Origin of the sequence: Bacillus sp. Cr_A10, from assembly GCF_029222665.1 — a bacterium.
Lineage (GTDB): Bacteria > Bacillota > Bacilli > Bacillales_A > Planococcaceae > Psychrobacillus.
In genome coordinates this window covers 795,600-818,640 of the sequence record NZ_JARHXR010000009.1, presented here as the reverse complement: position 1 = coordinate 818,640, position 23,041 = coordinate 795,600, and the positions used below count along the sequence as shown (strand labels likewise).

Genomic DNA, 23,041 nt, shown 5'->3' with positions numbered 1-23,041 from the left:
GAAAAAAAGAGAGTTGTGACTATCGTCACGACTCTCTTTTATAAAAAACACGCGGAAAAATCTGTCCAAAACAAACCGAGAACGTTTGAACTTAGTCAGTAAAGTTTAGAGAAGTTAAATATCCTAATAAAAATAAAAATCCAATTCCAATTACTAAGCTTGTACTCATAATAAATTCTCCTCCTTATTCAAAAAACGTACTGTATGTTTACAACATTTATTGTACAATGAAAGAGAGGATTTAGAAACCTTTTGTTCTCCAAAACGTTTATAATCATAATGGGTCTTTAAAAAATGGTCAAAATTGAAGGTGATATTTGTTGAAGAAATGGATTAAAAAATCAATTATTATTACGGTAGCATTGCTAACATTCGGTCTAATCTCTCCGGATCATCTTATTTGGGAGCATTTATTAGACAACAAAAATCCAGAAAAGTCTTTTCATTCAAATGTAGAGAACATCGGTTATGAACAGGTAGAAATTGATGAGGGTCTAGCATTAACGGATTCTATTTCCACAGCAGCAAGAGAACAATCATACATAAAGTTTGGCGAGCGTATAGGTCCTGTAATCCAAAATGAATTTGATGAAATCATCTTCCCACGTATACAGGAAGTGATTGATACAACGGTTGCTAAAGTGGCTCAAGATAAAGTCATAAATTTGGCTATAACCGAGCAGCCATCAGGAGAATATCACGAGAAAATATTTAACATTTATAATAATGAAACTAGAAAAGATTTAATCCGATTTCATGTGAGAACAGATAAAAAACCACAAGATGGGTATTATTTTAATTTTCATTATCATCTTGCAGAAGACAAATATTCAAAGCATTATGCATTAGGAGAAATTTATTGGTCAAAAAATACACCTCCTAAGTGGCTCTCATAAATGAGAGCTTTTTTATTATAATAGGAAGCTTAGAATGAATAGAAATTAAAAAAAGGGGAATTCCAATGGAACAGTACTTAAACTTATGCAGATATATTAAAGATAATGGGGTTATAAAGGAAGATCGAACAGGTATTGGCACGAAAAGTGTCTTTGGTTATCAGATGCGTTTTGATTTAGAGAAAGGTTTTCCACTTGTAACAACGAAAAAGACAGCATTTCGATTAGTTGTGAGTGAATTATTATGGTTCCTTAAAGGGGACACAAATGTGAAAACATTAATGAAGGAAAATAATCATATTTGGGATGAATGGGCTTTTGAGAAATGGGTAAATAGTCCAAACTACCAAGGGCCAGATATGACCAACTTTGGTGTAAGAGCAGAGAATGACCATACATTTAAGACAATTGTAGAACAACAAATGGAGATTTTCCGTTCTAAAATACTTTCTGATGATCAATTCGCAAATGAATTTGGTGATTTAGGTCCAGTTTACGGAAAACAATGGAGATCGTGGCCAGGTAATGATGGACAAACGATAGATCAAGTTCAAAATCTTATTAATCAGTTAAAAAACAATCCAGATTCGAGAAGACATATTATTACAGCATGGAACCCTGCAGAAGTAGATGATATGGCACTACCACCATGTCATTCTTTCATGCAGTTCTACGTGGCGAATGGGAAGCTATCCTGTCAATTGTATCAACGAAGTGCAGATGTATTTTTAGGTGTTCCTTTTAATATAGCTTCGTATGCATTATTAACACATTTAATAGCAAAAGAATGTCAATTGAAAGTTGGAGAATTCGTTCATACACTTGGAGATGCTCATTTATATTTAAATCATATGGATCAAGTCGAAACGCAGCTACAACGTGAGCCAAAAAAGTTACCTACACTATTACTTTCTAATGATAAAAATTCTATTTTTGACTTTGAAGTAGAGGATATTTCTTTAGATGGATATGATCCACATCCTCGTATTAAAGCACCTATTGCGGTGTAAGGGAGTAAAGGAGATAAAATGATGATTTCATTAATCGTAGCACATGATCCAAACAGAGTAATCGGTTTAAACAACGAGATGCCTTGGCATATTCCTGGAGATTTAGCTTATTTTAAAAATAAAACGATGGGCAAGGCAATGGTAATGGGTAGAAAAACTTTTGAATCGATAGGAAGAGTTCTTCCTGGAAGAAAAAATATTGTGATTACAAGAAATCCTTCTTATAAAGTAGGAGGTGCAGATGTAGTAAGTACGATCGAAGAAGCGATTAATATTGCGAAGGATTTCCACGAGGAAGTTATGATAATTGGTGGAGAACAAATTTTTAGAGCAGTTTTACCAAAAGCGGATCGACTCTATATAACATTTATACAAAATGTTTTTGAAGGGGACACTTTTTTTCCGACGTATAGTTCTGACGAATGGGACCTTGTTGATACTTCGGAGGATTTTCAAACGCCTGAAGGCATTACATTCGCCTATTTAGTTTACGAAAGAAAGGTAAATGACTAAGTTGTTTACCTCTTTAAGAACATTTGGGTTTTTATTTGCTTACTTACCTGCAAGTATGCCGATACTTCATCAAGTAAAAGCTCAAAAAAACGAATTGTCTATCGAAAAGTATGATGAACTTGTGCAACAAACACCAAAAAGATGGGCTTCTGGAATATTAAAAAGAACAAAAAGTACATTCGAAGTTACTGGTCTAGAAAATATTCCAACAGGACCAGTACTTTTTATAAGCAATCATGAAGGAAATTTTGATATCCCAGCATTAATTACTTATATACCTAAACCTTTTGGATTTATATCCAAAATAGAAGTGAAGAAAATTCCATTAATAGCAAAGTGGATGACTGAGATGAACTGCATTTTTTTGGACCGAACTGACAGAAAAAGCGCTTATCAGTCTATAAATGATACAGTGAAGCATCTTAGAAATGGCCATTCTATTTTAATGTTTCCAGAAGGGACGAGAAACAAAGGTAATGGTCTCGGAGAATTTAAATCAGGATTTGTTCGAATAGCTAAGGATGCAGGAGTACCTATTGTACCAATTGTTATACAAGGTACTTCATATATTATGGAGAAAAATAACAACAAAATTCGTGCAGCAAAAGTTCAAATTTCTATACTACCATCATATAGTGTAGAAAGTATTCAAATGAAGGATTCTAAAATTGTCTTAGAAGAGGTTCATTCTATTATTAATAAACGTTACTTTGAAATGAATTTAAATAGCAAATAGTTTACATAACACTTCACTTCTTCTTATAATAAAGATATATAGGAAGGAAGGGATCATGTGTCTAAAATTCATATTGTAACGGATTCAACAGCTGATTTATCAAAAGAGCTGATTGAAGCCTTCAATATTCATGTAGTACCACTAACGATACAAATTGATGGTGAATCATATACCGATGGTGTAGATATAAATCCAGAAGAGTTTTTAGAAAAAATGGCATCATCAAAGGATTTACCAAAGTCTTCTCAACCTGCAGTAGGTATTTTTAAAGAGCTGTATGATAGGTTAGGAGAAAATGGAGATCAAATATTATCTATACATATGACAGGTGGAATGAGTGGAACAGTTAAATCCGCTCAAGCTGCTGCTGAAATGACTGATTCTGATGTAACAGTTTTTGATTCTAAATTTATCTCCTTTGCTTTATCTTTTCAAGTTGAAGAGGCTGCTAAAATGGCTAAAAATGGTGAAAGTTTAGAAGTTATTTTAAATAGAATTGAAAAAATACGGTCAAACACAAATTTATATGTCGTAGTTGATACATTAGATAACTTAGTAAAAGGTGGTCGCATTGGTAAAGGCACCGCAATAATAGGGTCACTACTTTCTATAAAACCGATTGCTAATTTAACAGATGGTGTATATACACCAATTGCAAAAGTAAGAAGTCATAAACAAGTAGTTAGTCATTTGTTTAAACAATTTACAGAAGATACAAAAGGAAAAATAGTAAAAGCTGTTGGGATTTCGCATGCAAATGGATTTTCGATGGCAACACCTTTAATGAAACTAATAGAGGAAACTGGTTTTAAGAATATTCAAGTATCATTTACTTCCCCTGTAATAAGTACACATACAGGTCCAGGAGCTATTGGTTTTATGTATATGACTGATTAACTTACGTAGGAAAAGCAGGGATTTGTCCCTGCTTTTATTTTATCGAAAGGGGATAGGAATGAAGTACGTCCTATATTTATTCTGTATTATTATATTTTTAACCGGTTGTACAAATAAGGAACAATTTGCTATAGAATTTACCAAAAAAGAAGCGATTCAATTCGAGGAGTATGTAATTCCTTATACTTTTTTTCCTAGGACTATACAATTAGTCGGAATGGGAGATTCTCTAACGAAAGGTGTTGGAGATGAATTGAAAAGAGATGGATATATTGGAAGATTAAAGACAGAACTATTACAATATAAAGGAATAGAAGATGTTATTTTAACCAATACTGCATTAAGAGGTAGAAGAAGCGACCAATTATTAAAACTTATGAATAACGGTGACTTTGATTATGCTATTAGAAATGCAGATATAATAACTCTTACGATCGGTGGAAACGATTTGATGAAAATCGTTAAAAAAGAATTATTTGATTTAAAAGTTGAGCCATTCCAAAAGGGATTAGATGCATTCGAGAATAATTATGTGAAAATCATGAAGAAGATTCGAGAGATTAATAGTAATGGTAAAATAGTTTTAATAGGAATTTATAACCCTCTAACCGTCGTATCGAATGAAGAGAATGAATTTAAAACAATAATTGAGGAATGGAATAGTACTATCGAAATGATAGCAAAAGAGGACAAAAATGCATGTTACATACCTATTGACAAGCATTTTGATACAAATGCCAATTTAGTGTATCATACAGACTTTTTTCATCCCAATAGTAAGGGATATCAATTAATGAAAGATTCTATCATAAGCTCCTTAAATAATTGTGGTTTTATTGATGAGCAAAATAGGGAATTGTTGTTTTAGGGAGTTGAGAGAGATGAACAAATGGAAGATTGCATTTTTTTTATTAATACTATTAATAGTAGGGTCAATAATCGGACTTTTTTATTGGATTTCTACTCCATCTGAATCATCAGATGTCCTATTAGAAACTCCAAATGTTACAGGAAATGTCCTTACAGTTAACGCGACAAAAGAGGATTTTGAAGGACTTGCTAATACTTTTATGAAGAAAGCTATGGAGGGAAAACCGCTTCCGGTGAATTTGACTATAGAAGATCAGGTGATACTTTCCTCAGAGTTAACAATTTTCTCAACTGTTCTTCCTGTAAAATTATTCTTTGAACCTTTTGTTGAGGAAAATGGGAATATTCGTTTGGAGCAATCTTCTGTAGAAATTGGGCAACTACAGCTTCCTCCAGAAACAGTGCTAAAAGTATTAAAAGATTCAATTCAGCTGCCACAATGGATGATCGTAAAACCGGAAGAAGAGGAAGTTCTTATCCAATTAGCCAGCATACCGATGTCTTCAGGAGTCCGTGTTCGAGCAAAAGAATTAAATCTAGAGGAAGATATCATTACTTTAGAAATAATTATCCCATCTGAGTAAGGAGGAAAAAGAAATGGAAAAAGCAACATTTGCAGGAGGCTGTTTCTGGTGTATGGTGAAGCCATTTGATACTTATGATGGAATTGAACAAGTGATCTCTGGTTATACAGGTGGCCATATTGAAAATCCGACGTATGAACAAGTTTGTTCCAATGCAACCGGTCATTATGAAGCAGTCCAAATAACGTTTAATCCAGAAATATTTCCTTATGAAAAATTATTAGAAATATTTTGGATGAATATTGATCCGACAGATAATAATGGTCAATTTTTCGATAGAGGCTCTTCCTATCAGACAGCTATTTTCTATCATTCTGAGCAACAACGAGTTCAAGCAGAGAAATCAAAAGCTGATTTAGATGCATCGAATAAGTTTCAAACAAAAGTGGCTACAAAAATACTTCCGGCTAAAGAGTTTTATCCAGCCGAAGCTTATCATCAAGATTATTACAAAAAAAATCCTACCCATTATAATCGTTATTATGTTGGATCTGGAAGAGCAGCTTTCAAAGAAAAAAATTGGGGGTAAATATAATGAAAGAAAAATTAACAGACATGCAGTTTTATGTAACACAACAAAATGGTACAGAGCCTCCTTTTCAAAATGAGTATGATAAGCATTTTGAAGAAGGTATATATGTAGACGTTGTCTCTGGCAAACCTTTGTTTCATTCAAAAGACAAGTATGATGCAGGGTGTGGATGGCCAAGCTTTTCTAGACCAATTGAGGATCAAGAGGTTATAGAAAAATTTGATGATAGTCACGGTATGAGAAGAGTAGAAGTAAGAAGTAAAACAGCTGATTCACATTTAGGACATGTTTTCCCTGATGGTCCACAAGAAGAAACAGGACTTCGATATTGCATTAATTCTGCTGCATTACGATTTATTCCTAAAGAAAAGCTTATCGAAGAAGGCTACGAAGAATACGTTAAATTATTTTAAATAAAGTGGCGACTAAGAAGCGACTTATCTTGCGGCAAGCGCTAATAAAAAGAAGCACAGAAGAGCAATATCTTCTGTGCTTTTATTATTATAACTTAAATTCATTGACAACATTTCTAAGCTCATCTGCTTGATTTGATAACTCTACAGCAGAAGCATTAATTTCTTCCATTGCAGCTGAACCTTCCTGAGCTGCGGCGGCAGATGTTTCTGTATTAGTTGCTGTATTTTCAGCAATCTGATTAACTTCAATGAAAGAAGCAGCAACTTCATGACTAAAGTTAAGCGTTTCTTCAATTTGTTTTACCATTTTATCGATGATTGTAATCGTTTCATTTGTCTGATTCATTATTTGCTCTAATGATGCATTTGTTTCATTTGCTACTTCCACACCACGAATTACATTTTCTACACCTTCATGGTTTTGTTTTACGATGGAAGTAACTTCGGATTGAATGGAGGTAACAATTCCTGTAACTTCTTTTGCAGCATTTTGAGATTGCTCAGCAAGTTTACGAACCTCATCGGCAACTACGGCAAAGCCTCGTCCATGTTCTCCAGCTCGAGCAGCTTCAATAGCTGCATTTAGGGCAAGAAGGTTTGTTTGTTCAGCAATTGCGGTAATCGTTTTAATGATAGAAGTGATTTCATACGATTTTGTACCAAGTGCTTGTACAGTTTGAGAAGTGTTGGCCATTGTCTCTTCAATGCTCATCATCACATTAGAAGAGTGCTGTACTGATTCTCCACCTTTACGTGCAGCTGTCATCATTTGATCTGTTGCATCTTTAACTGCTTGTGCATCATTGTTCAAATATCTTGTTGCTTCTTCTAGTAAATTCATCTTTTGAATGGCAACATTCATACTACGTATTGTTTGTTCACTTCCTGCAGCGATTTCGTTCGTAGAATCAGCTATCGATTGAATTGTTATTGCCGTTTCATCAGAAGAAGCCATGAGCTCTTGTCCGCTTGCAGAAACATTCTCAGTCAGTAAACTTACACGTTTTACTAAATTTGCGATAGAGGCGATTAAAACGTTTGTACTTTCAGCAATTTCAGCAAATTCATCTTTTGATCTAACTTTTACTCTTCTAGTCAAGTCACCGCCAGCTTGAGCTATATCTAATATAGATCGGTTAATAGAATTCGTACTACGTTTGATGGAATAGAATAAGTAAATACCAAAAGATAATGTTAAAGCTACTGAGAATACCGTTAGAGCAATGAACAAATACATTGCAGTATTATTTTCCTTTTTTAAAAGGGCAATTTGATTTGCATTTTTTTCGGCTAGTAGTTCGTTCATTGCAGCTATATGTACATCAATATAATTCATTGCTGTTTTCCCGTTACCTGCGTTTACTAGTTTTTGTGCAGATTCAATGCCTTGCTCATCTCGGATATTAATTACACGATCTGAATATTGTAGGTAGGTTGTAAAAAACTGATCAATTGATAATATTTTTTGTAATTCCTCTGGTCGATTTCTATATGTTTTATTCAATTCTTTAATGTGTGTTATGATTGCATCTTTATATTTCTTATGACTTGCCATATAATTTGACTTACCGGTTATGATATAGCTCTGTTCTGCGTTAGCTAGTTGAGCAATTTCCGTTGAAATTTGATTTACCATCATTTGTTCTTTAATATCAACGTTCGTAAATTTCTCGAGAGCTTTTTGAGATGTATACATTTTATTAGAGGTCAATACTAACATGGATATTAAGATTACTATTAGCACTGAAAAGATAATAATTACTCTACCTCTAATTGAGTTTACAATATTCCTTTTGGAAGAGATGGAAGTGAAATTTTTCGCTTTTTTGTTTTTACTAAATAAATTTAATGAAGGTATTTTCTTAATCTTTAAGGTCTTCTTTTCTTTTTTATTCTTTTTTGTTGAATTCATAGGTTTAATTTTTTTATTGAACCTCTTTAACAATCATACCAACCCCTTTAATTGTAATGCTTTTTGATTACTTTAAAGTTTACTTGTTTTAGATAGAATTATCTACATGTTTTTTTGAAATCTATGACTTCATGACTAAAGTTGGAGGTGTAATATGAAACAATCATTTTATTTATATGTTTTAAAATACCGAGGAGGAGGAAAGAAGGATAAAAAGAGTTTGTTTGCAGAAACGATGTTTAATCAACATGATTTTCCAAAAGCAGAGACTTCATTTGATGAGCTCTCTAAGTATATTGAAGAACTTGCACATCCTGATATGAGTGCGACAGTTTTTGATGAACTTTGGGAGTCATATTATGAAGCGGTACGCTAGCAATATCGTTGCATTTAAACTAAAAAAACGGTATCATTAAGCCGAAACGTTATAGAAATGAGGTATTTAAATGAGTATACACATTGGAGCAAAAAAAGGTGAAATTGCAGATACAATTTTACTACCCGGAGATCCACTTCGTGCAAAATATATTGCAGAAACATTTTTAGAAGATGTTGTCCAATATAATGAGGTTCGTAACATGTTTGGATATACTGGTACATATAAGGGAAAAAGAATTTCAGTACAAGGTACTGGGATGGGCGTACCTTCTATTTCAATTTATGTTCATGAATTAATGAATGATTATGATGTACAAAAATTGATTCGTGTAGGTACATGTGGAGCAATTCAAAAAGACGTGAAAGTACGTGACGTTATTCTTGCTCAAAGTGCTTCAACAGATTCTACGTTAAACAAAGTTTTATTAGATGATGTAAGCTATGCTCCAACTGCAGATTTCGATTTATTATATAAAGCATATAATGCTGGAAAAGAAGCAGGGTTAAATTTAAGAGTAGGTAATGTTTTTACAGCAGATTTATTCTATAACGAAAATGCACAAAATGAAAAATGGGCAAGTTATGGTGTATTGGCAGTGGAAATGGAATCAGCTGCACTTTATACTCTAGCTGCTAAATTTGGTCGTCAAGCTCTTTCAGTTCTAACTGTAAGCGATCATATTATTACAGGTGAAGCAACGACATCTGAAGAGCGTCAAACTACGTTTAACGATATGGTAGTTGTTGCGCTAGAAGCAGCTATTCAAGACTAACCTGTCTTTTCGAAGAGTTTACTTCTTAACTAGATTATCTTGATAAATAGACTGTCATGGAGATGACAGTCTATTTTATAAGATTTTTGGAAGAAAAGGGTGAAAAATTTGGACGAACAAAAACAATCAAATGATGAAGTGGAATCTACTGAAGAGAAACCTGCATCACGTTATATAAAGATAAAGCCATTTGGTTTTTTCGTAATGATTTTAGCATTAATCGTCGCAACAGCTGCACTAACGATGATGATTTTAAATGTTAGCAAAAGTAATGTCCTAGGCGAAGAATTACCCGAATCAGAAAGAACTGAGTTCTCTAAACTTTATATGGCATATGATAAGTTAAAAGAAGAATACTATAAAGATATTGATCAAGATTCAGTAGTTAACGGTGCCATTAATGGAATGATTGATGCACTGGAAGATCCATATTCTGATTATATGAATAAAGAAGAAGCCTCCCAGTTTAATGAGAGTATATCTTCTAGCTTCCAAGGGATTGGTGCAGAGATTCAAGAAAGAGATGGTGTGATAACTGTAGTATCTCCTATTAAGAATTCTCCAGCCGAAAAAGCAGGGATATTGCCTAATGACAAAATTCTTGCAGTAGATGGAAAAGATATAAAAGGATATACTGCTTCTGAAGCCGTGCTTCTAATACGTGGTAATAAAGGTTCAGAAGTTACACTTTCCATACAACGTGGAGAAAGTGAAACAATGGATATTAAAATAGTTCGTGATGATATTCCAATCGAAACGGTTTATGCTGAAATGGTTGGTGATAATGTTGCACATATTATTATTTCTAGCTTCTCTAGAGACACATATGATGAACTTTTGACCGCTATTAGCGAGATGGAAAATCAAGGAATGAAGGCATTGGTTATTGATGTTCGTCAAAACCCAGGTGGTCTTCTTGATAGTGCTATTGATATCTCTAATCTTTTCTTAAAAGATGGAAAGTCAATCGTCCAAATACAAGAAAAAGGAAAACCGTTTGTTTATTCAGCTTCCCCAGGTGAGAAGGTTAAGGTACCAGTATCCTTGATCATTGATGAAGGTAGTGCATCCGCATCAGAAATTTTAGCTGGCGCATTAAGTGAATCTGCAGATATCCCATTAGTTGGTTTAAATTCATTTGGTAAAGGTACAGTTCAATCAGTTAATGATTTACCAGATGGATCGAACATTAAAATTACGACTGCTAAATGGTTAACGCCTGACGGTAATTGGATACATGAGAAAGGGATTGCCCCTGATTATGCTGTCGAATACCCAACCTATGCAATGCTTGCACCATTAGATCCTGCTGAAACTTTAAAAGAAGGCCAATCTTCAGAAGTTATTCAAAATGCTAAAGAAATGTTAAAAGCAGTTGGATATGAAGTTGGTGAAATAAACGAAAACTTCGATAATCAAATGACTATAGCAGTGAAAAAATTCCAAGCTGAAAACAAGCTTGAATCAACTGGTGAACTATCAGGAGAAACTTCTTATTTATTAATGGATAAACTTCGTGCAAAAGTATTAGAAGATGATCCGCAATTACAAAAAGCTAAAGAAGTTGTTTTGGAGCTTCTGAATAAGTAAAAATAAAGCTGACCTTATAGGTCAGCTTTTTAAATGAAAGCTCAGTTATTATTCAGATTTGCACCTTGGTAGTCGGATAAGCTGTCCTATGGGACAGTAAGTTACTTTTTCTCTTACGGTCTTGTGTATAAGCACAAAGTCAAATTGACTCAATAATCTTGTATGATTGTAATTTAACAATAGCAAAGTTTAACATAGCTGAAGTGAAAGGAGTAAACATAAAATGAAAGATGTTTATCTATTAAGTGGCTTTTTAGGGAGCGGAAAGACCTCCTTATTATCACATTTAATTGCTCAACTTAAAGAGGAGGGTATTAAACCTGCAGTCATTATGAACGAGTTAGGGAAGCTTAATTTCGATAGCCGAGCTGTAGATGAAGATATACCTTTAAAAGAAATGTTGGAAGGATGCATATGCTGTACAGGATCTGAAAAGATGGAAGCACAGCTTCAAATGCTTTTAGAAGGAGAGGAATTTGATGTCTTAATAATAGAGACAACAGGTGCTGCTCATCCCGTTGAAGCGATGGATGCAGTTTTTTCACCTCTATTTGCAAATAAGTTAAATATGAAAGGGATTATAACAGTTGCGGATTGTAAGAGATGGATAGATCGTGATCACTTAACGCCTCAAACTAGAATGTTGTTTTTAGAACAAATACGACACGCCCATCTAATTGTAGCAAACAAAATTGATTTACTCAGTGATTCGGAAGTAGCAACTGTCACTATGCAATTACAGTCTTTAAATAGTTCTGCTCCGATTATACAAACATCCAATAGTAAACTTCCATTGTCATTAATAAAAAAGCTAGAAGCTACTCACCATGAAAAAGACATTAACGAAACAGCCATAGGTAAACAACTATTTCTGTCTACCCGTCTATATACTTTTCAAGAGGCAGTTGAACAAGAAGAGTTTGAGACTTGGGTAAGAAGTCTCCCTGATACGGTATATCGGATGAAAGGCTATGTACCATTAAAAGGTCATAAATATCCCTTTCTATTTCAATATGCTTATGGAATGGTTCAATGGATACCTGAGTACATGAAGATGGATCCTCAGATCGTTATTATCGGAGATAAAATTGATAAACTCGAGATGATAGGAAGTGTTTCAAAATGATAAAGGCTTTTCAACAATTATATAAAGGAAGAATTGCTCTAGAAAAAATTCAAACAGAGGACGAAATTCGTCTTGTTATAAACAGTGAGTTAAAAGATGAATTTACTCATCCTAGAGCAAGGTTATCTTCAGTAAAAAAGTGTCAACTTGCGATTCAACGTATACAAGGTAGTGAGCTTAGTGAAGAAGATAAACATGACTTATTATCTGTCTATGAAGAGGAGTATTTAAAAGTGTCAACAGCGAATGATGTGTAAATTTTAATTTTATTGGTCATTATATCCAAAAGTAATCATATAGTACTCTATTTCTATCAATATATTTTAATCTAATGGTTTTGTTGGTAAATGTTATGTGAAAAATTCCTCCTCTTTTATGTTTACAATAAGGGTGCACAAAAGAAGGAGGAAATGAGAATGAATAAAAAAAATTCAATCATAGTTGGATTACTTGCAGGAAGCTTGTTTTTATCTACAAATACAGCTGAAGCATCAACAACAACTGGAAATTCAAACACCACTTCCGAGGCAAAAGCGGTTGTTAATTATCAATTGAAGTCTCCATATAAATTAATAGATCAATATAATTGGAGAGCATACGATAACTTTAAATATGTAGCTAATGCTAAATTAGTTGCAAACGAAATTGTTGCTAAATACTTTGTCAATATGGAAGAAGAAAAAGCAGCTGAAAAACCAGTTGTGAAAGAAAAAGAACCAGTAGTAGAAAAACCGGTAGTAGAAAAACCTGTTGTAACAGAGAAGCAGCCAGTAGAAAAACCTGTTGTAACAGAGAAGCAACCAGTAGAAAAACCAAATGTTCCTGTTAAAAAACCAGTTGCACAAGCACCAACAAATACAGTAAAAGAACCAGTAGTTCAAAAACCAGCTACAGAAAATAAAGAAGAAGTGAAAGTATCTTCTGAAATTCAACAAGTTGTAGATTTAACTAACCAAGAACGTGCTAAACAAGGTTTAAAAGCATTACAAATCGATACGAAATTAACACAATCAGCTCAAGCAAAATCACAAGACATGAAAGACAAAAACTATTTTTCTCATACTAGTCCAACATACGGTTCACCATTTGATCAAATGAAATCTTTTGGTGTAACATACAAAGCGGCTGGAGAAAATATTGCGATGGGTCAACGTAGTGCAAAAGAAGTAGTTGACGGATGGATGAATTCACCAGGCCACAGAGAAAATATTATGAATCCTTCTTATACACATATTGGAGTTGGATTATCAGATAGTGGATATTATTGGACTCAACAATTTATAGGTAAGTAATGAAGTGAAACCTACCAAGATTAGGGACTGACTCCTAATAATTGAGATAGGGAATAAAACACCTTTTTAAACAACCAGTTGACGGTAATTACACCTGCGACTGGTTGTTTATTTTTTTGTATGCGGACATTGTTAAAAAATTTAAATAATATGTGCAAGTGCCCTATACGATTACCTCATAGTGGGTTTCAAGTGTTCGAGATAGAATGTTTAATGATGCGTGGAACGATTTAATTGAGGCATGATCAGCGGGCTGGCATCCAACTTATAATAATGCCTTTTTTAACTTTTTGTTGATATGCATATGTAAAACGATTGCTGATGACTATGCAATGTTAAATCTCTTGGCAAAGTAAGTAACTGGTCTAGTGTATCCAATAAAAATACCACCGCATCTAAGTAATTGAGTTGTGTTCTATTTCGAATGTTTAATTCTTTTATTCCTTATTTCATTGGCAATTGTAAATCTACTGCTAATAATTTCTGCTTGCTAACTTGGTTTTAGATATTACATTCCCGTTCTTCAACTCAATGTTTTTTTAATCTCAATCTATTAGGTCAGTACCTTAATAGTTTTTTATATAAAACTGTCAACAGTGTTTGAGATGAAATATTTCTAAACTGTGGTTATAATATCCATCTATTTGAAGAGGGATAGTTGTTGCTATCTAGTTATTTATCTTAATGGTTTTAATGGAATATTTTATAAAAATTATTTTTTCTTTCATATGTTTATAATAGTGGAGCCCAAAAGAAGGAGGAATAGAAAATGAATAAAAATTATTCGTTAATAGTTGGATTACTTGCAGGAAGTCTGTTATTTACAACTCAATCTGTTGAAGCTTCTATGTCCACGGGAAATTCAAATTCAAATACTACTTCAGAAGCTAATATTTCTGTAAAACAAAAAGGGAATGAACCTTTTTCATATATAAATAAAAATAGCCAGCCAATCGAAAGTACGAAACAAAATCCTGTAACACCAAATCAGGAAGCTAGTACTCAAAAGTCTGGAACAACTGCAAATGATATTGGACAAGTATCTTCAACAGTTCAACAAGTTGTGGATTTAACTAACCAAGAACGTGCTAAAGAAGGATTAAAAGCGTTACAAATTGATGTAAAGCTTACCCAATCAGCACAGGAAAAATCACAGGATATGAAAAATAAAAACTATTTTTCTCATACTAGTCCAACGTACGGTTCACCATTCGATCAAATGAAAGCTTTAGGAATCACTTATAATTCTGCAGGTGAAAACATTGCTATGGGTCAACCAAGTGCTGAAGAGGTAGTGGATGCATGGATGAAATCTCCAGGTCATAGAGAAAATATAATGAATCCATCCTTTACACATATAGGCGTTGGATTATCAGATAGTGGTTTCTATTGGACACAACAATTTATAGGAAAATAAAAACGACGCTTTTAAGCGTCGTTTTTTGTTATTCTTTTTTGTAAATAGATAAGTCTTGAACAGAGCGTGATAGCCCCTAATGTTAACCCTACTATTAAACCTATCCAATATCCAAAGCGTTCAAAAGAAGTATAGTTTGCTAGTATGTATCCAGTAGGCAACCCTATTATCCAATAAGAAACAATTGACATAATGAATGTGATTGTTACATCCTTGTATCCTCTAAGTGCTCCTTGAACAGGTGCTTGGATTGCATCTGATAATTGAAATAACGCAGCAAAAAAGAAAAATTGAATAGTTAATGTGATTACAGCTTGATCATTTGTATAAATAGATGCTATTTGCTCTTTAAACAAGAGAAGTATAGATGCGGATATAAAGCTGAATAGGACGGCTGTAACCACGCTAAGCCAGCTATAAGTTTTGGCATCTTTAAATCTATTTGCACCTACTTCATGCCCAACAAGTATTGTAGCTCCCATCGCAATACTTAATGGAATCATATAAAGTAGGGAAGTAAAGTTCATAGCAATCTGATGAGCTGATATCACTTCTGTTGAATAAGCACTCATAAATAATGTGACAGCAGAAAAAATGGTTGTTTCTGCAAAAATGGAAATCCCAATTGGAAAACCAATCTTAGTAATCGATCCTATTTTTTGTAAGGAAGGCGCTCTCCAACCATTGAAAATATGTAATTCAGCAAATGGTTTATTACGATACACGATCACTATTGAAATAAGGAATATTAACCAATAAGTAAGTGCCGATGCTAATCCAGCTCCTACGCCTCCTAAAGCAGGCATGCCTAACTTCCCGTAAATAAATACATAATTTAATGCAATGTTGATGGGAGAAGATAAAAGAGTAATAACCATGGATACTCGTGTTTTTCCTAAAGCATCAATAAAAGAGCGAATTACACTATAAAGGAATAGTGGAACAAGACCAATACTCATCATATATAAATATTTCTTTGCTACTTCGCGTACACTATCCTCGAGGGAAATACGCTGAAGAACAGGATCAATTAATAATAGGACAGCAACAAAAATGATGATTGCTAACAAGAGAGCTATATAAAATCCTTGCTGAACAAAAATACGGACTTCTTCCTTCTTTTTTGCTCCTATTAATTGTGCTACAATTGGCGTAATGCCTAATAATATACCGGTAAGACCAGTATATACAGGCACCCAAAGAGATGAACCTATCGAAACACCTGCTAAATGATCAATACTAAATTTTCCGGTCATTAATACATCAAAAAATGTCAATAAATATAGTGCTAATTGTGTGATTAAAATAGGTAAGACTATTTTAATCATTTGAATCATTTTATCAGATAATGTTTTCGTTTCTTGCATTTTGCATACATCCTTTAAAGTTATAAAATAGTTAGGAGATTATTAATGAATAATAACACAATTGTATTAACAGGTGGAGGTACTGCAGGGCATGTTTCATTAAATGAAGCAATTATTCCCGAATTAATAGAAAAAGGCTATGAACTTCATTATATAGGTTCTTCAGATGGAATAGAGAAATCGATTATCACTAAAAGTTTCCCATCGTTACCGTATCAAGCAATTTCAAATGGCAAACTAAGAAGATACTTTTCCATTAAAAATTTTTCCGATCCATTTAAGGTCCTTTATGGAACACTTCAAGCGACAAGAATCATTAAAAAAGTCAAACCATCACTCATCTTTTCTAAAGGGGGATTTGTTTCTGTTCCTGTCGTAATTGCTGCAAAATTCGCTAATATACCAGTAGTTATTCATGAATCGGATATAACACCTGGACTTGCAAATAAAATTGCTGGCTCCTTCGCAAAACACATATTTACTACTTTTGAAGAAACATTAAAATACCTTCCTGCAGAAAAGTCATCTTCTATCGGGGCGATTATTCGTCCAGATTTGTTTAATGGCGATGAATTAATAGCAGAGCAGCTGACTGGGTTTAAAGCAAACAAAGAGACTATTATTATAATGGGTGGTAGCCAGGGAGCAGCTAAAATAAACGAAGCCATTTACGACAACTTAGATGAGTTAACGAAAAAATATCAAATCATACATCTTTGTGGTAAAGGTAACTTAAATGCATCACTAACAGGAAAACCAAATTATATTGCATTCGAATATGTCACAACTGAGCTCCCTCATTTATTAAAGATTTCAGATTATGTTATTACGCGAGCAGGATCAAATTCTATATTTGAATTTTTAGCTTTAAAAAAACCAATGCTTTTAATTCCTTTATCGATTCATGCAAGTAGGGGAGATCAATTACTAAATGCGAACTATTTTGAGAATCAAGGATTCGGAATTGTATTAGAAGAGGAACACTTAACACAACAATCATTTCTAGAATCGATTACAAAGCTAGTTAACGCTAAGGAAACAATTATAAATAAACAAAAAGCTGCAAATTCTCCTAAAACTCCAAGCCAATTTGTTGAAATTCTTTTATCGCATAAAAAATAAGATTCTGATATTTATTACGGTTGATTTTAAAATTTTGATATTCCTAATCGCGGAGTACTTTATAGGATGTATTTCAGCAATTTGGAGAGTAGAATTTAGAATCACGGATGTGTGTTCGTGCACACGCTTTGCATGACCCTCCCGGTTTGAGTATCTCCATTGTTACTATCTCATCCTTTACGAAGGTCACTGAAAAAGTCTATAGAATTTTTCTTTACTAAATAATGTCGTCCGATAAATAAGAAAATCGTTGAAACGGCTCCCTTTCCGCGGGCGTTGCCTTAGCCTCCTAGGCCAACACGATGTTGGTCATGCAATCGTTGCCGCAGGATGCGGCGAACTTAGATTGCCTTCCCCTCAACTGCGGGGTCTTCGGCTCACGCTATTCCCGCAGGAGTGTCGCCTTTTTCAACGATTTTCTATAAATACTAATTGAAAAATTTTAAGTGAAAAAACTTGGTCTATTAATGGCATGATGGTTCTCTAATTGAAAAGCGGATAAAAGTTGATTGGAGTGGAAGGCGGCGACTCCAGCCGGAATAGCACATGTTTTCTGCACCGAAAGCGAAGCGTCAGGTGCATGAGGTGAAGACCCTGGACTGAGCGTGGCGAGGGAAGCGGCTGAAGCCATGCCGGCGGAAAGCGTCCGCCTGGAACGGAAATTGACGGGCCAAAATAAAATCAAGTATGTGAACAACTTGTTTCACCTACTGTTACGAAATCTCATTTAAGAATTTTTCAGTGCTATCCCTTTCTGGGGGCCTCATTCTTCGCGTTCCTGCGGCTGCGTGAATGCAAGTTTTAACAAAAATAAAAATAAAGAACTCCCGCCAATGACAATTTGGCGGGAGTTTTCTATAGAAGCAAGGTCTGTATTTCTATTTCCTTTTATTACATTGCTTGTTCTTCCTCTGTACTTTGTTGTAACATTACTAGATGGAACAAGTCTTTTGGAATATAGTAAAGATCATAAATATCTGACTGGCTATTGATTGCCTCATAAATTTTAGAATGGGTTGTATTTGCTTTAAGAACGTAAGGAAGTTTCTCGGTAGCTCGAATACTTTTGACATTGCTTCTTCGAATACGAAGAAAGATTGTATGAATATCTGTTTCGAAAAACATTTCATTTAAAAACTGTTCTTTTGCTTTTTTATTGTAACCTAGTCCTTGGAATGGTTTTCCGATCCAGGTACCGAGGAATCCAGCTCCGTCTTCTATATCAAATAAGTTTATAGTTCCTATCGGTTGACCATAATCACTGATAATGGTTCTAGAAATCGATAAACCTTTCTCTTCTTCTTCCATTAACTGCTTTGTCATGAACCAATATTCGTCTGCTGAACTAGCTTTTTGACGAACATAAGCAAGAACGCTAGGGTCAGACATTAGTTCGTAAAGCGCAGTGCATTCATGTAAATCACGTTTTCTAATCAAAATAAGTGCCCCCTTAAAGAACCAAAATGAGCATAATCATCCTAGGTTCCCTGAAATTTTTCATTTTAAAATGCATAAAAAATTTCGGGGTAGGAATCGAACCTACTAGGACCAGCTCAAAACTGGTGGCGCACCATTTGCCTTCCCTCGACAAAGCGAACTTTGTCTTATAAAATTATTTGCTTTTATAATATACTAATTTTTTTTCCTTTTGCATAGAGAAATGTCTCTAATAATATGTTAATTTTTTGTGAAGGATATATCCATAAAAATTGTTAAAATACTTGTAACTTTATCGTTAAATAAATATGATTAAAGGATATGAGAATCAATGCCGATAGGAGATTTTTTGAAATAATGACTGAAGCAGTTATAACTCCAAAACAATTTAGTTTACTATATGATTTGTCAGATGATTATGTCTTTCTTATGCGGAAATTAGACGATACTTTTATATATGAATGTATTAATAAAAAAGCAGAAGAAGTTTTTTTTGAAAATCCTATTGGAAAAAAATTAGAAGATTGTTTAGAAGAATATCATTATATGACAATAGTCAACAATTATAAACGAGCTTTCTTGGAAAAGAAGTCTATTTTTTATCAAGATCATTTTTCGATTTCCAATTTAACGCATGTTAATGAAACTACAGCTATCCCTATTTTTGATGGAGAAAACCAATATATTCTCGCCATTACAAAAAAAGTAGCACGATCTAAGGAAATGCAAGCTTCTACCTATATTTTGGAAAGCTATAAAAAAGGAATCAATGAAGCTGCCTTAGTAGCAATGACCAATGAAAATGGCATAATTGAAATGGTCAATCAAGTTTTTGAAAATACTTGCCAGTTTAAACAAAATGAAATTGTTGGAAAAACATTCCGATTGATAAACTCAAACTTCCATGATGAAAATTTCTTTAGACAAATGTGGAGCACAGTTAAAGATGGTAGTATTTGGCGGGGTGAGATTCGTAATCGGACCAAGTCAGGTTCTTTTTATTGGGTAGATGCAAATGTAATACCCATCATGAACGAACATGGTGAAATTGAAAAGTATTTAACAATTCAATTTGATATTACTGAAAAGAAAAGAATTATAGATGAGCTTCGAAACATAGAGCGAACATTTACTCTAATAACAGAATATTCAAATGACCTCATAGCTATTACAGATGAAGAAGGTTATTTACTATATTCTTCTCCTAGTCATGAAACTATTCTTCAATATGATAAAGAGGAGCTCCTTGGGACTTATTATCTTAGTCTAATATCAGAAGACAGAGTAGAAGCAGGACATCTATTGCCCTCTATTGATGAAAATAGTATTTATCGAACAGAACTTTTAATGAAGAAGAAGAATGGGAATACTATCTGGGCAGATACTTCAATTACTGAAGTAAAAAGGAACAGAGATGAAGAAGACGAGAAATGGTTTGTTGTAGTTTCAAGAGAAATTACAGAAAAAAGAGAATTAGAAGATAAGTTAAAGTTTATGGCTTATCATGATAGTTTAACTGAACTTCCAAATCGCCGATCGTTTCACCGAGATTTACCAATAGCTATCGACTCTCTAAACGGCGACAATAATATAGCATTGATATATATTGATGGGGATGACTTTAAATCTGTAAATGATCAATTTGGGCATGATGTTGGAGACCAATTTTTAATACGTTTTGCTGAAAAGCTTCAACATTGCGTTAATGGCCAGTTCAATTGCTATAGGCTTGGCGGAGACGAATTCGTTATAATAGTAGATAAAGTAGACGATTATAAAGATGGCAGTAGTGAAAAAATTTTAAAATTGATATACGCTATCCAAGATACGTTAAAAATTGGTTGGATGATAGGAGATCATCTATTTACCCCAACATCATCTATTGGAATATCCATTTATCCACACGATGGGAAAAGCGTTGACGAGTTATTAGATAAAGCAGATCAAGCATTATACGCTGCTAAAAAACTTGGTAAAAATAACTTTCTTTATACGAATGCCGTTCAAAATTAATTTGAACGGCTATTTTAAAAGGTAGGGTTAAAATATGGAATTTCATCTATTAATAATAGAAGACGAAGTGAATATAGCTAAATTTGTTGAATTGGAATTAAAGCATGAGGGCTTTAAAGTTACCGTTTGTCATGATGGTAGAGAGGGTATGGAGCTTGCAATTTCAAACCAATATGATTTGCTGTTAGTTGATTTGATGTTACCAAGTTTAAATGGACTTGAAATATGTAGAAGAGTTAGAAAACAAAAAAATACACCAATAATTCTTATAACTGCACGAGACGCAATAATTGATCGTGTTTCTGGGTTGGAAGCTGGTGCTGACGATTACGTTGTTAAACCTTTTGCAATAGAGGAGTTACTCGCAAGAATTCGTGCGGTATTGAGAAGAGTTGCTAATTACACGGAACCCTCTACAAAGTTAGAAATGGATAAGTTGGTTGTTGATAAGAATGCGCATCAAGTTTTCTTTGAAGAAATAGAGGTAGAACTCACTAAGACAGAATATGATATGTTGGTATATCTATTGGAAAATGAAAATAAGGTTTTAACGAGAGATGCAATATTACAAACAGTATGGGGGTATGACACAGAGGTTGAAACTAACGTGGTTGATGTATACATAAGGCATTTAAGAAAGAAGTTGCCTGCTGTTTCTCATATGATTGAAACAGTCAGAGGGGTAGGGTATGTGATGAGAAAATGAAAAATTGGACTCTTCAAAAAAAATGGACTTTTAGTTCAGCTATTTCTATCTTCTTGAGCTTTCTTACGATGTGTGTCATTTTATATTTTTCTCTTTATAACTGGATGCTTATTTCAGAAAAGAAAATAGCACAAAACACCTTAAATGAGGTTGTTCTCTTCATAGAATCAAAAGGTCCTTTTCTAACGATTCAGGATATTAGTAGAAATCGAACACTGTTAAATCAAATTGTGAACCAAAAACAATCTGTTCGTATAATGAACAAAGATGGTATAGAATTGTTACGTATTAATGATGCAAGTGATTTTCCGGAATTCACGTACAATATGGAAGATTTTCAACGCGAAGTAGTAAATGATCAAATTGTTTTTCATAAAATAGAGACACTCAACTTTGGAACATTTTCGGGTTATGTAGAAATTTCTCATGACCTTGAGAATTTTTCTCAGCTTATGAATTATATTTTAATTGCGATGCTAATTTTTGCTGTTATTTCTCTTTTATTATCTGCACTAATTGGTTATTCAATTTCTTCTATTTTATTAAAACCTATTAAAGAGTTAAGAAATGAAATGCAAAGAGCAAAACAGCACAAATTTTTAAAACAAGTAAGTTTTAATTATTCAACAAATGATGAAATCGGTGAACTTCTACTTATTTACAAACAACTAATGAATGAAGTTTCAGAAACGATTAAAAGGCAAGATGAGTTTATTTATAATGTTTCCCATGAACTTAGAACTCCAATACAAGTTGTGGAAGGACACTTGTCCCTTTTAAATCGTTGGGGAAAGGAAGAACAAGAAGTATTAGAAGAATCGTTATCAATTTCTCTTGTTGAAATTCAAAAAATGAAAAAGCTCATGGAAGAAATGTTGAAGCTTGCAAGAAGAGAGAATTCAAAAGAAACATCTTCAACAAATATATTGGAAGTTATTTTCCAATTACAAAATGAATATAAGCTTGTACATCCAAATGTCCGTATACAAGTAGAAATTGATTCAACCTATGTAGCTACAATTGAACAAACTGCTTTACTGCAAATTTTAAGGAACTTAATGGATAATTCAATTAAGTACAATGAGCATGATCCAATTATAATAATCAAGGGTTATCAAGATGGGTTGTATACAATCCTTACAGTCCAAGATAATGGAATAGGAATTCCAGAAGAACAAGTTTCAAAAATCTTTGATCGATTTTACATTGTGGATGAAGCAAGGACAAAATCAAAGGGTGGTTCTGGTCTTGGTTTAAGTATTGTAAAAATGTTAATGCTTGAATATGGAGGAAAGATTGAAGTAGAAAGTACGACTGGAAAAGGAACAATTTTTCGTCTGTTTTTTCCTAATATTTCAATTAAATAAGTGAAAATAAAATGAGCGATAAAAAATAATTTTAAATTCAAATTAATTTGTGAAAAAGGATTGTATTTTTTTCAGATAGTAGTAAGA

At 33.5% G+C, this 23,041-nt stretch carries 23 protein-coding genes; 20 read left to right on the top strand and 3 right to left on the bottom strand.

Features of this window, described 5'->3' with window-relative positions; genetic code table 11:
* Nucleotides 1–320 precede the first annotated feature (320 nt).
* The 9 genes from P2Q73_RS11320 (at nucleotide 321) to msrB (ending at nucleotide 6,451) form a co-directional block, all read left to right on the top strand.
* Entirely contained in the window at nucleotides 321–896 is a 576-nt protein-coding gene (locus tag P2Q73_RS11320) for a YpjP family protein (RefSeq protein WP_275787072.1), read from the top strand.
* 65 nt (nucleotides 897–961) lie between these two features.
* On the top strand, nucleotides 962–1,906 hold the full coding sequence (locus tag P2Q73_RS11315) for a thymidylate synthase (RefSeq protein WP_275787070.1): 945 nt from the start codon (nucleotides 962–964) through the stop codon (nucleotides 1,904–1,906).
* Between the two features lie 21 nt (nucleotides 1,907–1,927).
* Nucleotides 1,928–2,419, top strand: a complete 492-nt coding sequence (locus P2Q73_RS11310) for a dihydrofolate reductase (RefSeq protein ID WP_275787067.1) — start codon at nucleotides 1,928–1,930, stop codon at nucleotides 2,417–2,419.
* Entirely contained in the window at nucleotides 2,412–3,155 is a 744-nt protein-coding gene (locus tag P2Q73_RS11305; RefSeq protein ID WP_275787065.1) for a lysophospholipid acyltransferase family protein, read from the top strand. Before P2Q73_RS11310 ends, P2Q73_RS11305 begins: the two co-directional genes overlap by 8 nt.
* A gap of 57 nt (nucleotides 3,156–3,212) precedes the next feature.
* Nucleotides 3,213–4,052, top strand: coding sequence for a DegV family protein (locus tag P2Q73_RS11300; RefSeq protein WP_275787063.1), 840 nt, complete (start codon nucleotides 3,213–3,215; stop codon nucleotides 4,050–4,052).
* A gap of 58 nt (nucleotides 4,053–4,110) precedes the next feature.
* The gene (locus tag P2Q73_RS11295; RefSeq protein ID WP_275787060.1) at nucleotides 4,111–4,920 is read left to right on the top strand and encodes a GDSL-type esterase/lipase family protein; all 810 of its coding nucleotides are present in this window, start codon (nucleotides 4,111–4,113) and stop codon (nucleotides 4,918–4,920) included.
* A 13-nt stretch (nucleotides 4,921–4,933) separates the two neighbouring features.
* Nucleotides 4,934–5,506, top strand: a complete 573-nt coding sequence (locus P2Q73_RS11290; protein ID WP_053589634.1) for a YpmS family protein — start codon at nucleotides 4,934–4,936, stop codon at nucleotides 5,504–5,506.
* Nucleotides 5,507–5,519: 13 nt separating this feature from the next.
* Nucleotides 5,520–6,035 carry a peptide-methionine (S)-S-oxide reductase MsrA gene (gene msrA, locus P2Q73_RS11285; RefSeq protein ID WP_275787057.1) on the top strand — a complete coding sequence of 172 codons (516 nt, stop codon included), beginning with the start codon at nucleotides 5,520–5,522 and terminating at the stop codon, nucleotides 6,033–6,035.
* A 5-nt stretch (nucleotides 6,036–6,040) separates the two neighbouring features.
* On the top strand, nucleotides 6,041–6,451 hold the full coding sequence (msrB, locus tag P2Q73_RS11280) for a peptide-methionine (R)-S-oxide reductase MsrB (RefSeq protein WP_275787054.1): 411 nt from the start codon (nucleotides 6,041–6,043) through the stop codon (nucleotides 6,449–6,451).
* Nucleotides 6,452–6,539: 88 nt separating this feature from the next.
* On the opposite strand, the gene P2Q73_RS11275 is transcribed toward msrB, so the two are convergent.
* Nucleotides 6,540–8,366, bottom strand: coding sequence for a methyl-accepting chemotaxis protein (locus P2Q73_RS11275; RefSeq protein ID WP_275787477.1), 1,827 nt, complete (start codon nucleotides 8,364–8,366; stop codon nucleotides 6,540–6,542).
* A gap of 154 nt (nucleotides 8,367–8,520) precedes the next feature.
* Here P2Q73_RS11275 and P2Q73_RS11270 point away from each other — a divergent pair, with 154 nt between their 5' ends.
* The 7 genes from P2Q73_RS11270 to P2Q73_RS11240 all read left to right on the top strand — a co-directional run bounded on the left by P2Q73_RS11270 (nucleotide 8,521) and on the right by P2Q73_RS11240 (nucleotide 14,942).
* Complete coding sequence (locus tag P2Q73_RS11270) at nucleotides 8,521–8,742, top strand: YozE family protein (RefSeq protein WP_275787052.1); 222 nt, start codon at nucleotides 8,521–8,523, stop codon at nucleotides 8,740–8,742.
* A gap of 70 nt (nucleotides 8,743–8,812) precedes the next feature.
* Nucleotides 8,813–9,517, top strand: coding sequence for a purine-nucleoside phosphorylase (deoD, locus tag P2Q73_RS11265; protein ID WP_053589630.1), 705 nt, complete (start codon nucleotides 8,813–8,815; stop codon nucleotides 9,515–9,517).
* A 108-nt stretch (nucleotides 9,518–9,625) separates the two neighbouring features.
* Nucleotides 9,626–11,107, top strand: a complete 1,482-nt coding sequence (locus P2Q73_RS11260; protein ID WP_275787049.1) for a S41 family peptidase — start codon at nucleotides 9,626–9,628, stop codon at nucleotides 11,105–11,107.
* Nucleotides 11,108–11,330: 223 nt separating this feature from the next.
* Entirely contained in the window at nucleotides 11,331–12,233 is a 903-nt protein-coding gene (locus P2Q73_RS11255) for a CobW family GTP-binding protein (RefSeq protein ID WP_275787046.1), read from the top strand.
* The gene (locus P2Q73_RS11250) at nucleotides 12,230–12,490 is read left to right on the top strand and encodes a hypothetical protein (RefSeq protein WP_275787044.1); all 261 of its coding nucleotides are present in this window, start codon (nucleotides 12,230–12,232) and stop codon (nucleotides 12,488–12,490) included. Before P2Q73_RS11255 ends, P2Q73_RS11250 begins: the two co-directional genes overlap by 4 nt.
* Before the next feature lie 159 nt (nucleotides 12,491–12,649).
* The gene (locus tag P2Q73_RS11245; protein WP_275787041.1) at nucleotides 12,650–13,525 is read left to right on the top strand and encodes a CAP domain-containing protein; all 876 of its coding nucleotides are present in this window, start codon (nucleotides 12,650–12,652) and stop codon (nucleotides 13,523–13,525) included.
* Nucleotides 13,526–14,294: 769 nt separating this feature from the next.
* Nucleotides 14,295–14,942 carry a CAP domain-containing protein gene (locus P2Q73_RS11240; protein WP_082355200.1) on the top strand — a complete coding sequence of 216 codons (648 nt, stop codon included), beginning with the start codon at nucleotides 14,295–14,297 and terminating at the stop codon, nucleotides 14,940–14,942.
* A gap of 11 nt (nucleotides 14,943–14,953) precedes the next feature.
* Here the strand turns inward: P2Q73_RS11240 and P2Q73_RS11235 are convergent, their stop codons facing one another.
* Entirely contained in the window at nucleotides 14,954–16,309 is a 1,356-nt protein-coding gene (locus tag P2Q73_RS11235; RefSeq protein WP_275787038.1) for an MATE family efflux transporter, read from the bottom strand.
* 45 nt (nucleotides 16,310–16,354) lie between these two features.
* Here P2Q73_RS11235 and P2Q73_RS11230 point away from each other — a divergent pair, with 45 nt between their 5' ends.
* Nucleotides 16,355–17,431 carry an undecaprenyldiphospho-muramoylpentapeptide beta-N-acetylglucosaminyltransferase gene (locus P2Q73_RS11230; protein ID WP_275787035.1) on the top strand — a complete coding sequence of 359 codons (1,077 nt, stop codon included), beginning with the start codon at nucleotides 16,355–16,357 and terminating at the stop codon, nucleotides 17,429–17,431.
* An 891-nt stretch (nucleotides 17,432–18,322) separates the two neighbouring features.
* On the opposite strand, the gene P2Q73_RS11225 is transcribed toward P2Q73_RS11230, so the two are convergent.
* Entirely contained in the window at nucleotides 18,323–18,868 is a 546-nt protein-coding gene (locus P2Q73_RS11225; protein ID WP_053589624.1) for a GNAT family N-acetyltransferase, read from the bottom strand.
* 357 nt (nucleotides 18,869–19,225) lie between these two features.
* Between P2Q73_RS11225 and P2Q73_RS11220 the strand changes: the two genes are divergently transcribed.
* The 3 genes from P2Q73_RS11220 to P2Q73_RS11210 are packed head-to-tail and all read left to right on the top strand — an operon-like array spanning nucleotide 19,226 to nucleotide 22,954.
* Nucleotides 19,226–20,881, top strand: coding sequence for a diguanylate cyclase domain-containing protein (locus P2Q73_RS11220; protein WP_275787032.1), 1,656 nt, complete (start codon nucleotides 19,226–19,228; stop codon nucleotides 20,879–20,881).
* Between the two features lie 34 nt (nucleotides 20,882–20,915).
* The gene (locus tag P2Q73_RS11215) at nucleotides 20,916–21,587 is read left to right on the top strand and encodes a response regulator transcription factor (RefSeq protein WP_275787030.1); all 672 of its coding nucleotides are present in this window, start codon (nucleotides 20,916–20,918) and stop codon (nucleotides 21,585–21,587) included.
* Nucleotides 21,584–22,954 carry a sensor histidine kinase gene (locus tag P2Q73_RS11210; RefSeq protein ID WP_275787027.1) on the top strand — a complete coding sequence of 457 codons (1,371 nt, stop codon included), beginning with the start codon at nucleotides 21,584–21,586 and terminating at the stop codon, nucleotides 22,952–22,954. Before P2Q73_RS11215 ends, P2Q73_RS11210 begins: the two co-directional genes overlap by 4 nt.
* Nucleotides 22,955–23,041 lie beyond the last annotated feature (87 nt).

What these genes read in the sequence shown, in the direction of transcription:
- P2Q73_RS11230 (WP_275787035.1), top strand. Translation starts at nt 16,355, where the DNA reads ATGAATAATAACACAATTGTATTAACAGGTGGAGGTACTGCAGGGCAT.
- P2Q73_RS11305 (WP_275787065.1), top strand. Translation starts at nt 2,412, where the DNA reads ATGACTAAGTTGTTTACCTCTTTAAGAACATTTGGGTTTTTATTTGCT.
- P2Q73_RS11275 (WP_275787477.1), bottom strand. Translation starts at nt 8,366, where the DNA reads ATGAATTCAACAAAAAAGAATAAAAAAGAAAAGAAGACCTTAAAGATT.
- P2Q73_RS11290 (WP_053589634.1), top strand. Translation starts at nt 4,934, where the DNA reads ATGAACAAATGGAAGATTGCATTTTTTTTATTAATACTATTAATAGTA.
- P2Q73_RS11245 (WP_275787041.1), top strand. Translation starts at nt 12,650, where the DNA reads ATGAATAAAAAAAATTCAATCATAGTTGGATTACTTGCAGGAAGCTTG.
- P2Q73_RS11270 (WP_275787052.1), top strand. Translation starts at nt 8,521, where the DNA reads ATGAAACAATCATTTTATTTATATGTTTTAAAATACCGAGGAGGAGGA.
- P2Q73_RS11215 (WP_275787030.1), top strand. Translation starts at nt 20,916, where the DNA reads ATGGAATTTCATCTATTAATAATAGAAGACGAAGTGAATATAGCTAAA.
- P2Q73_RS11220 (WP_275787032.1), top strand. Translation starts at nt 19,226, where the DNA reads ATGACTGAAGCAGTTATAACTCCAAAACAATTTAGTTTACTATATGAT.
- P2Q73_RS11255 (WP_275787046.1), top strand. Translation starts at nt 11,331, where the DNA reads ATGAAAGATGTTTATCTATTAAGTGGCTTTTTAGGGAGCGGAAAGACC.
- P2Q73_RS11315 (WP_275787070.1), top strand. Translation starts at nt 962, where the DNA reads ATGGAACAGTACTTAAACTTATGCAGATATATTAAAGATAATGGGGTT.
- deoD (WP_053589630.1), top strand. Translation starts at nt 8,813, where the DNA reads ATGAGTATACACATTGGAGCAAAAAAAGGTGAAATTGCAGATACAATT.
- P2Q73_RS11240 (WP_082355200.1), top strand. Translation starts at nt 14,295, where the DNA reads ATGAATAAAAATTATTCGTTAATAGTTGGATTACTTGCAGGAAGTCTG.
- P2Q73_RS11295 (WP_275787060.1), top strand. Translation starts at nt 4,111, where the DNA reads ATGAAGTACGTCCTATATTTATTCTGTATTATTATATTTTTAACCGGT.
- P2Q73_RS11210 (WP_275787027.1), top strand. Translation starts at nt 21,584, where the DNA reads ATGAAAAATTGGACTCTTCAAAAAAAATGGACTTTTAGTTCAGCTATT.
- msrB (WP_275787054.1), top strand. Translation starts at nt 6,041, where the DNA reads ATGAAAGAAAAATTAACAGACATGCAGTTTTATGTAACACAACAAAAT.
- P2Q73_RS11250 (WP_275787044.1), top strand. Translation starts at nt 12,230, where the DNA reads ATGATAAAGGCTTTTCAACAATTATATAAAGGAAGAATTGCTCTAGAA.
- P2Q73_RS11235 (WP_275787038.1), bottom strand. Translation starts at nt 16,309, where the DNA reads ATGCAAGAAACGAAAACATTATCTGATAAAATGATTCAAATGATTAAA.
- P2Q73_RS11310 (WP_275787067.1), top strand. Translation starts at nt 1,928, where the DNA reads ATGATTTCATTAATCGTAGCACATGATCCAAACAGAGTAATCGGTTTA.
- msrA (WP_275787057.1), top strand. Translation starts at nt 5,520, where the DNA reads ATGGAAAAAGCAACATTTGCAGGAGGCTGTTTCTGGTGTATGGTGAAG.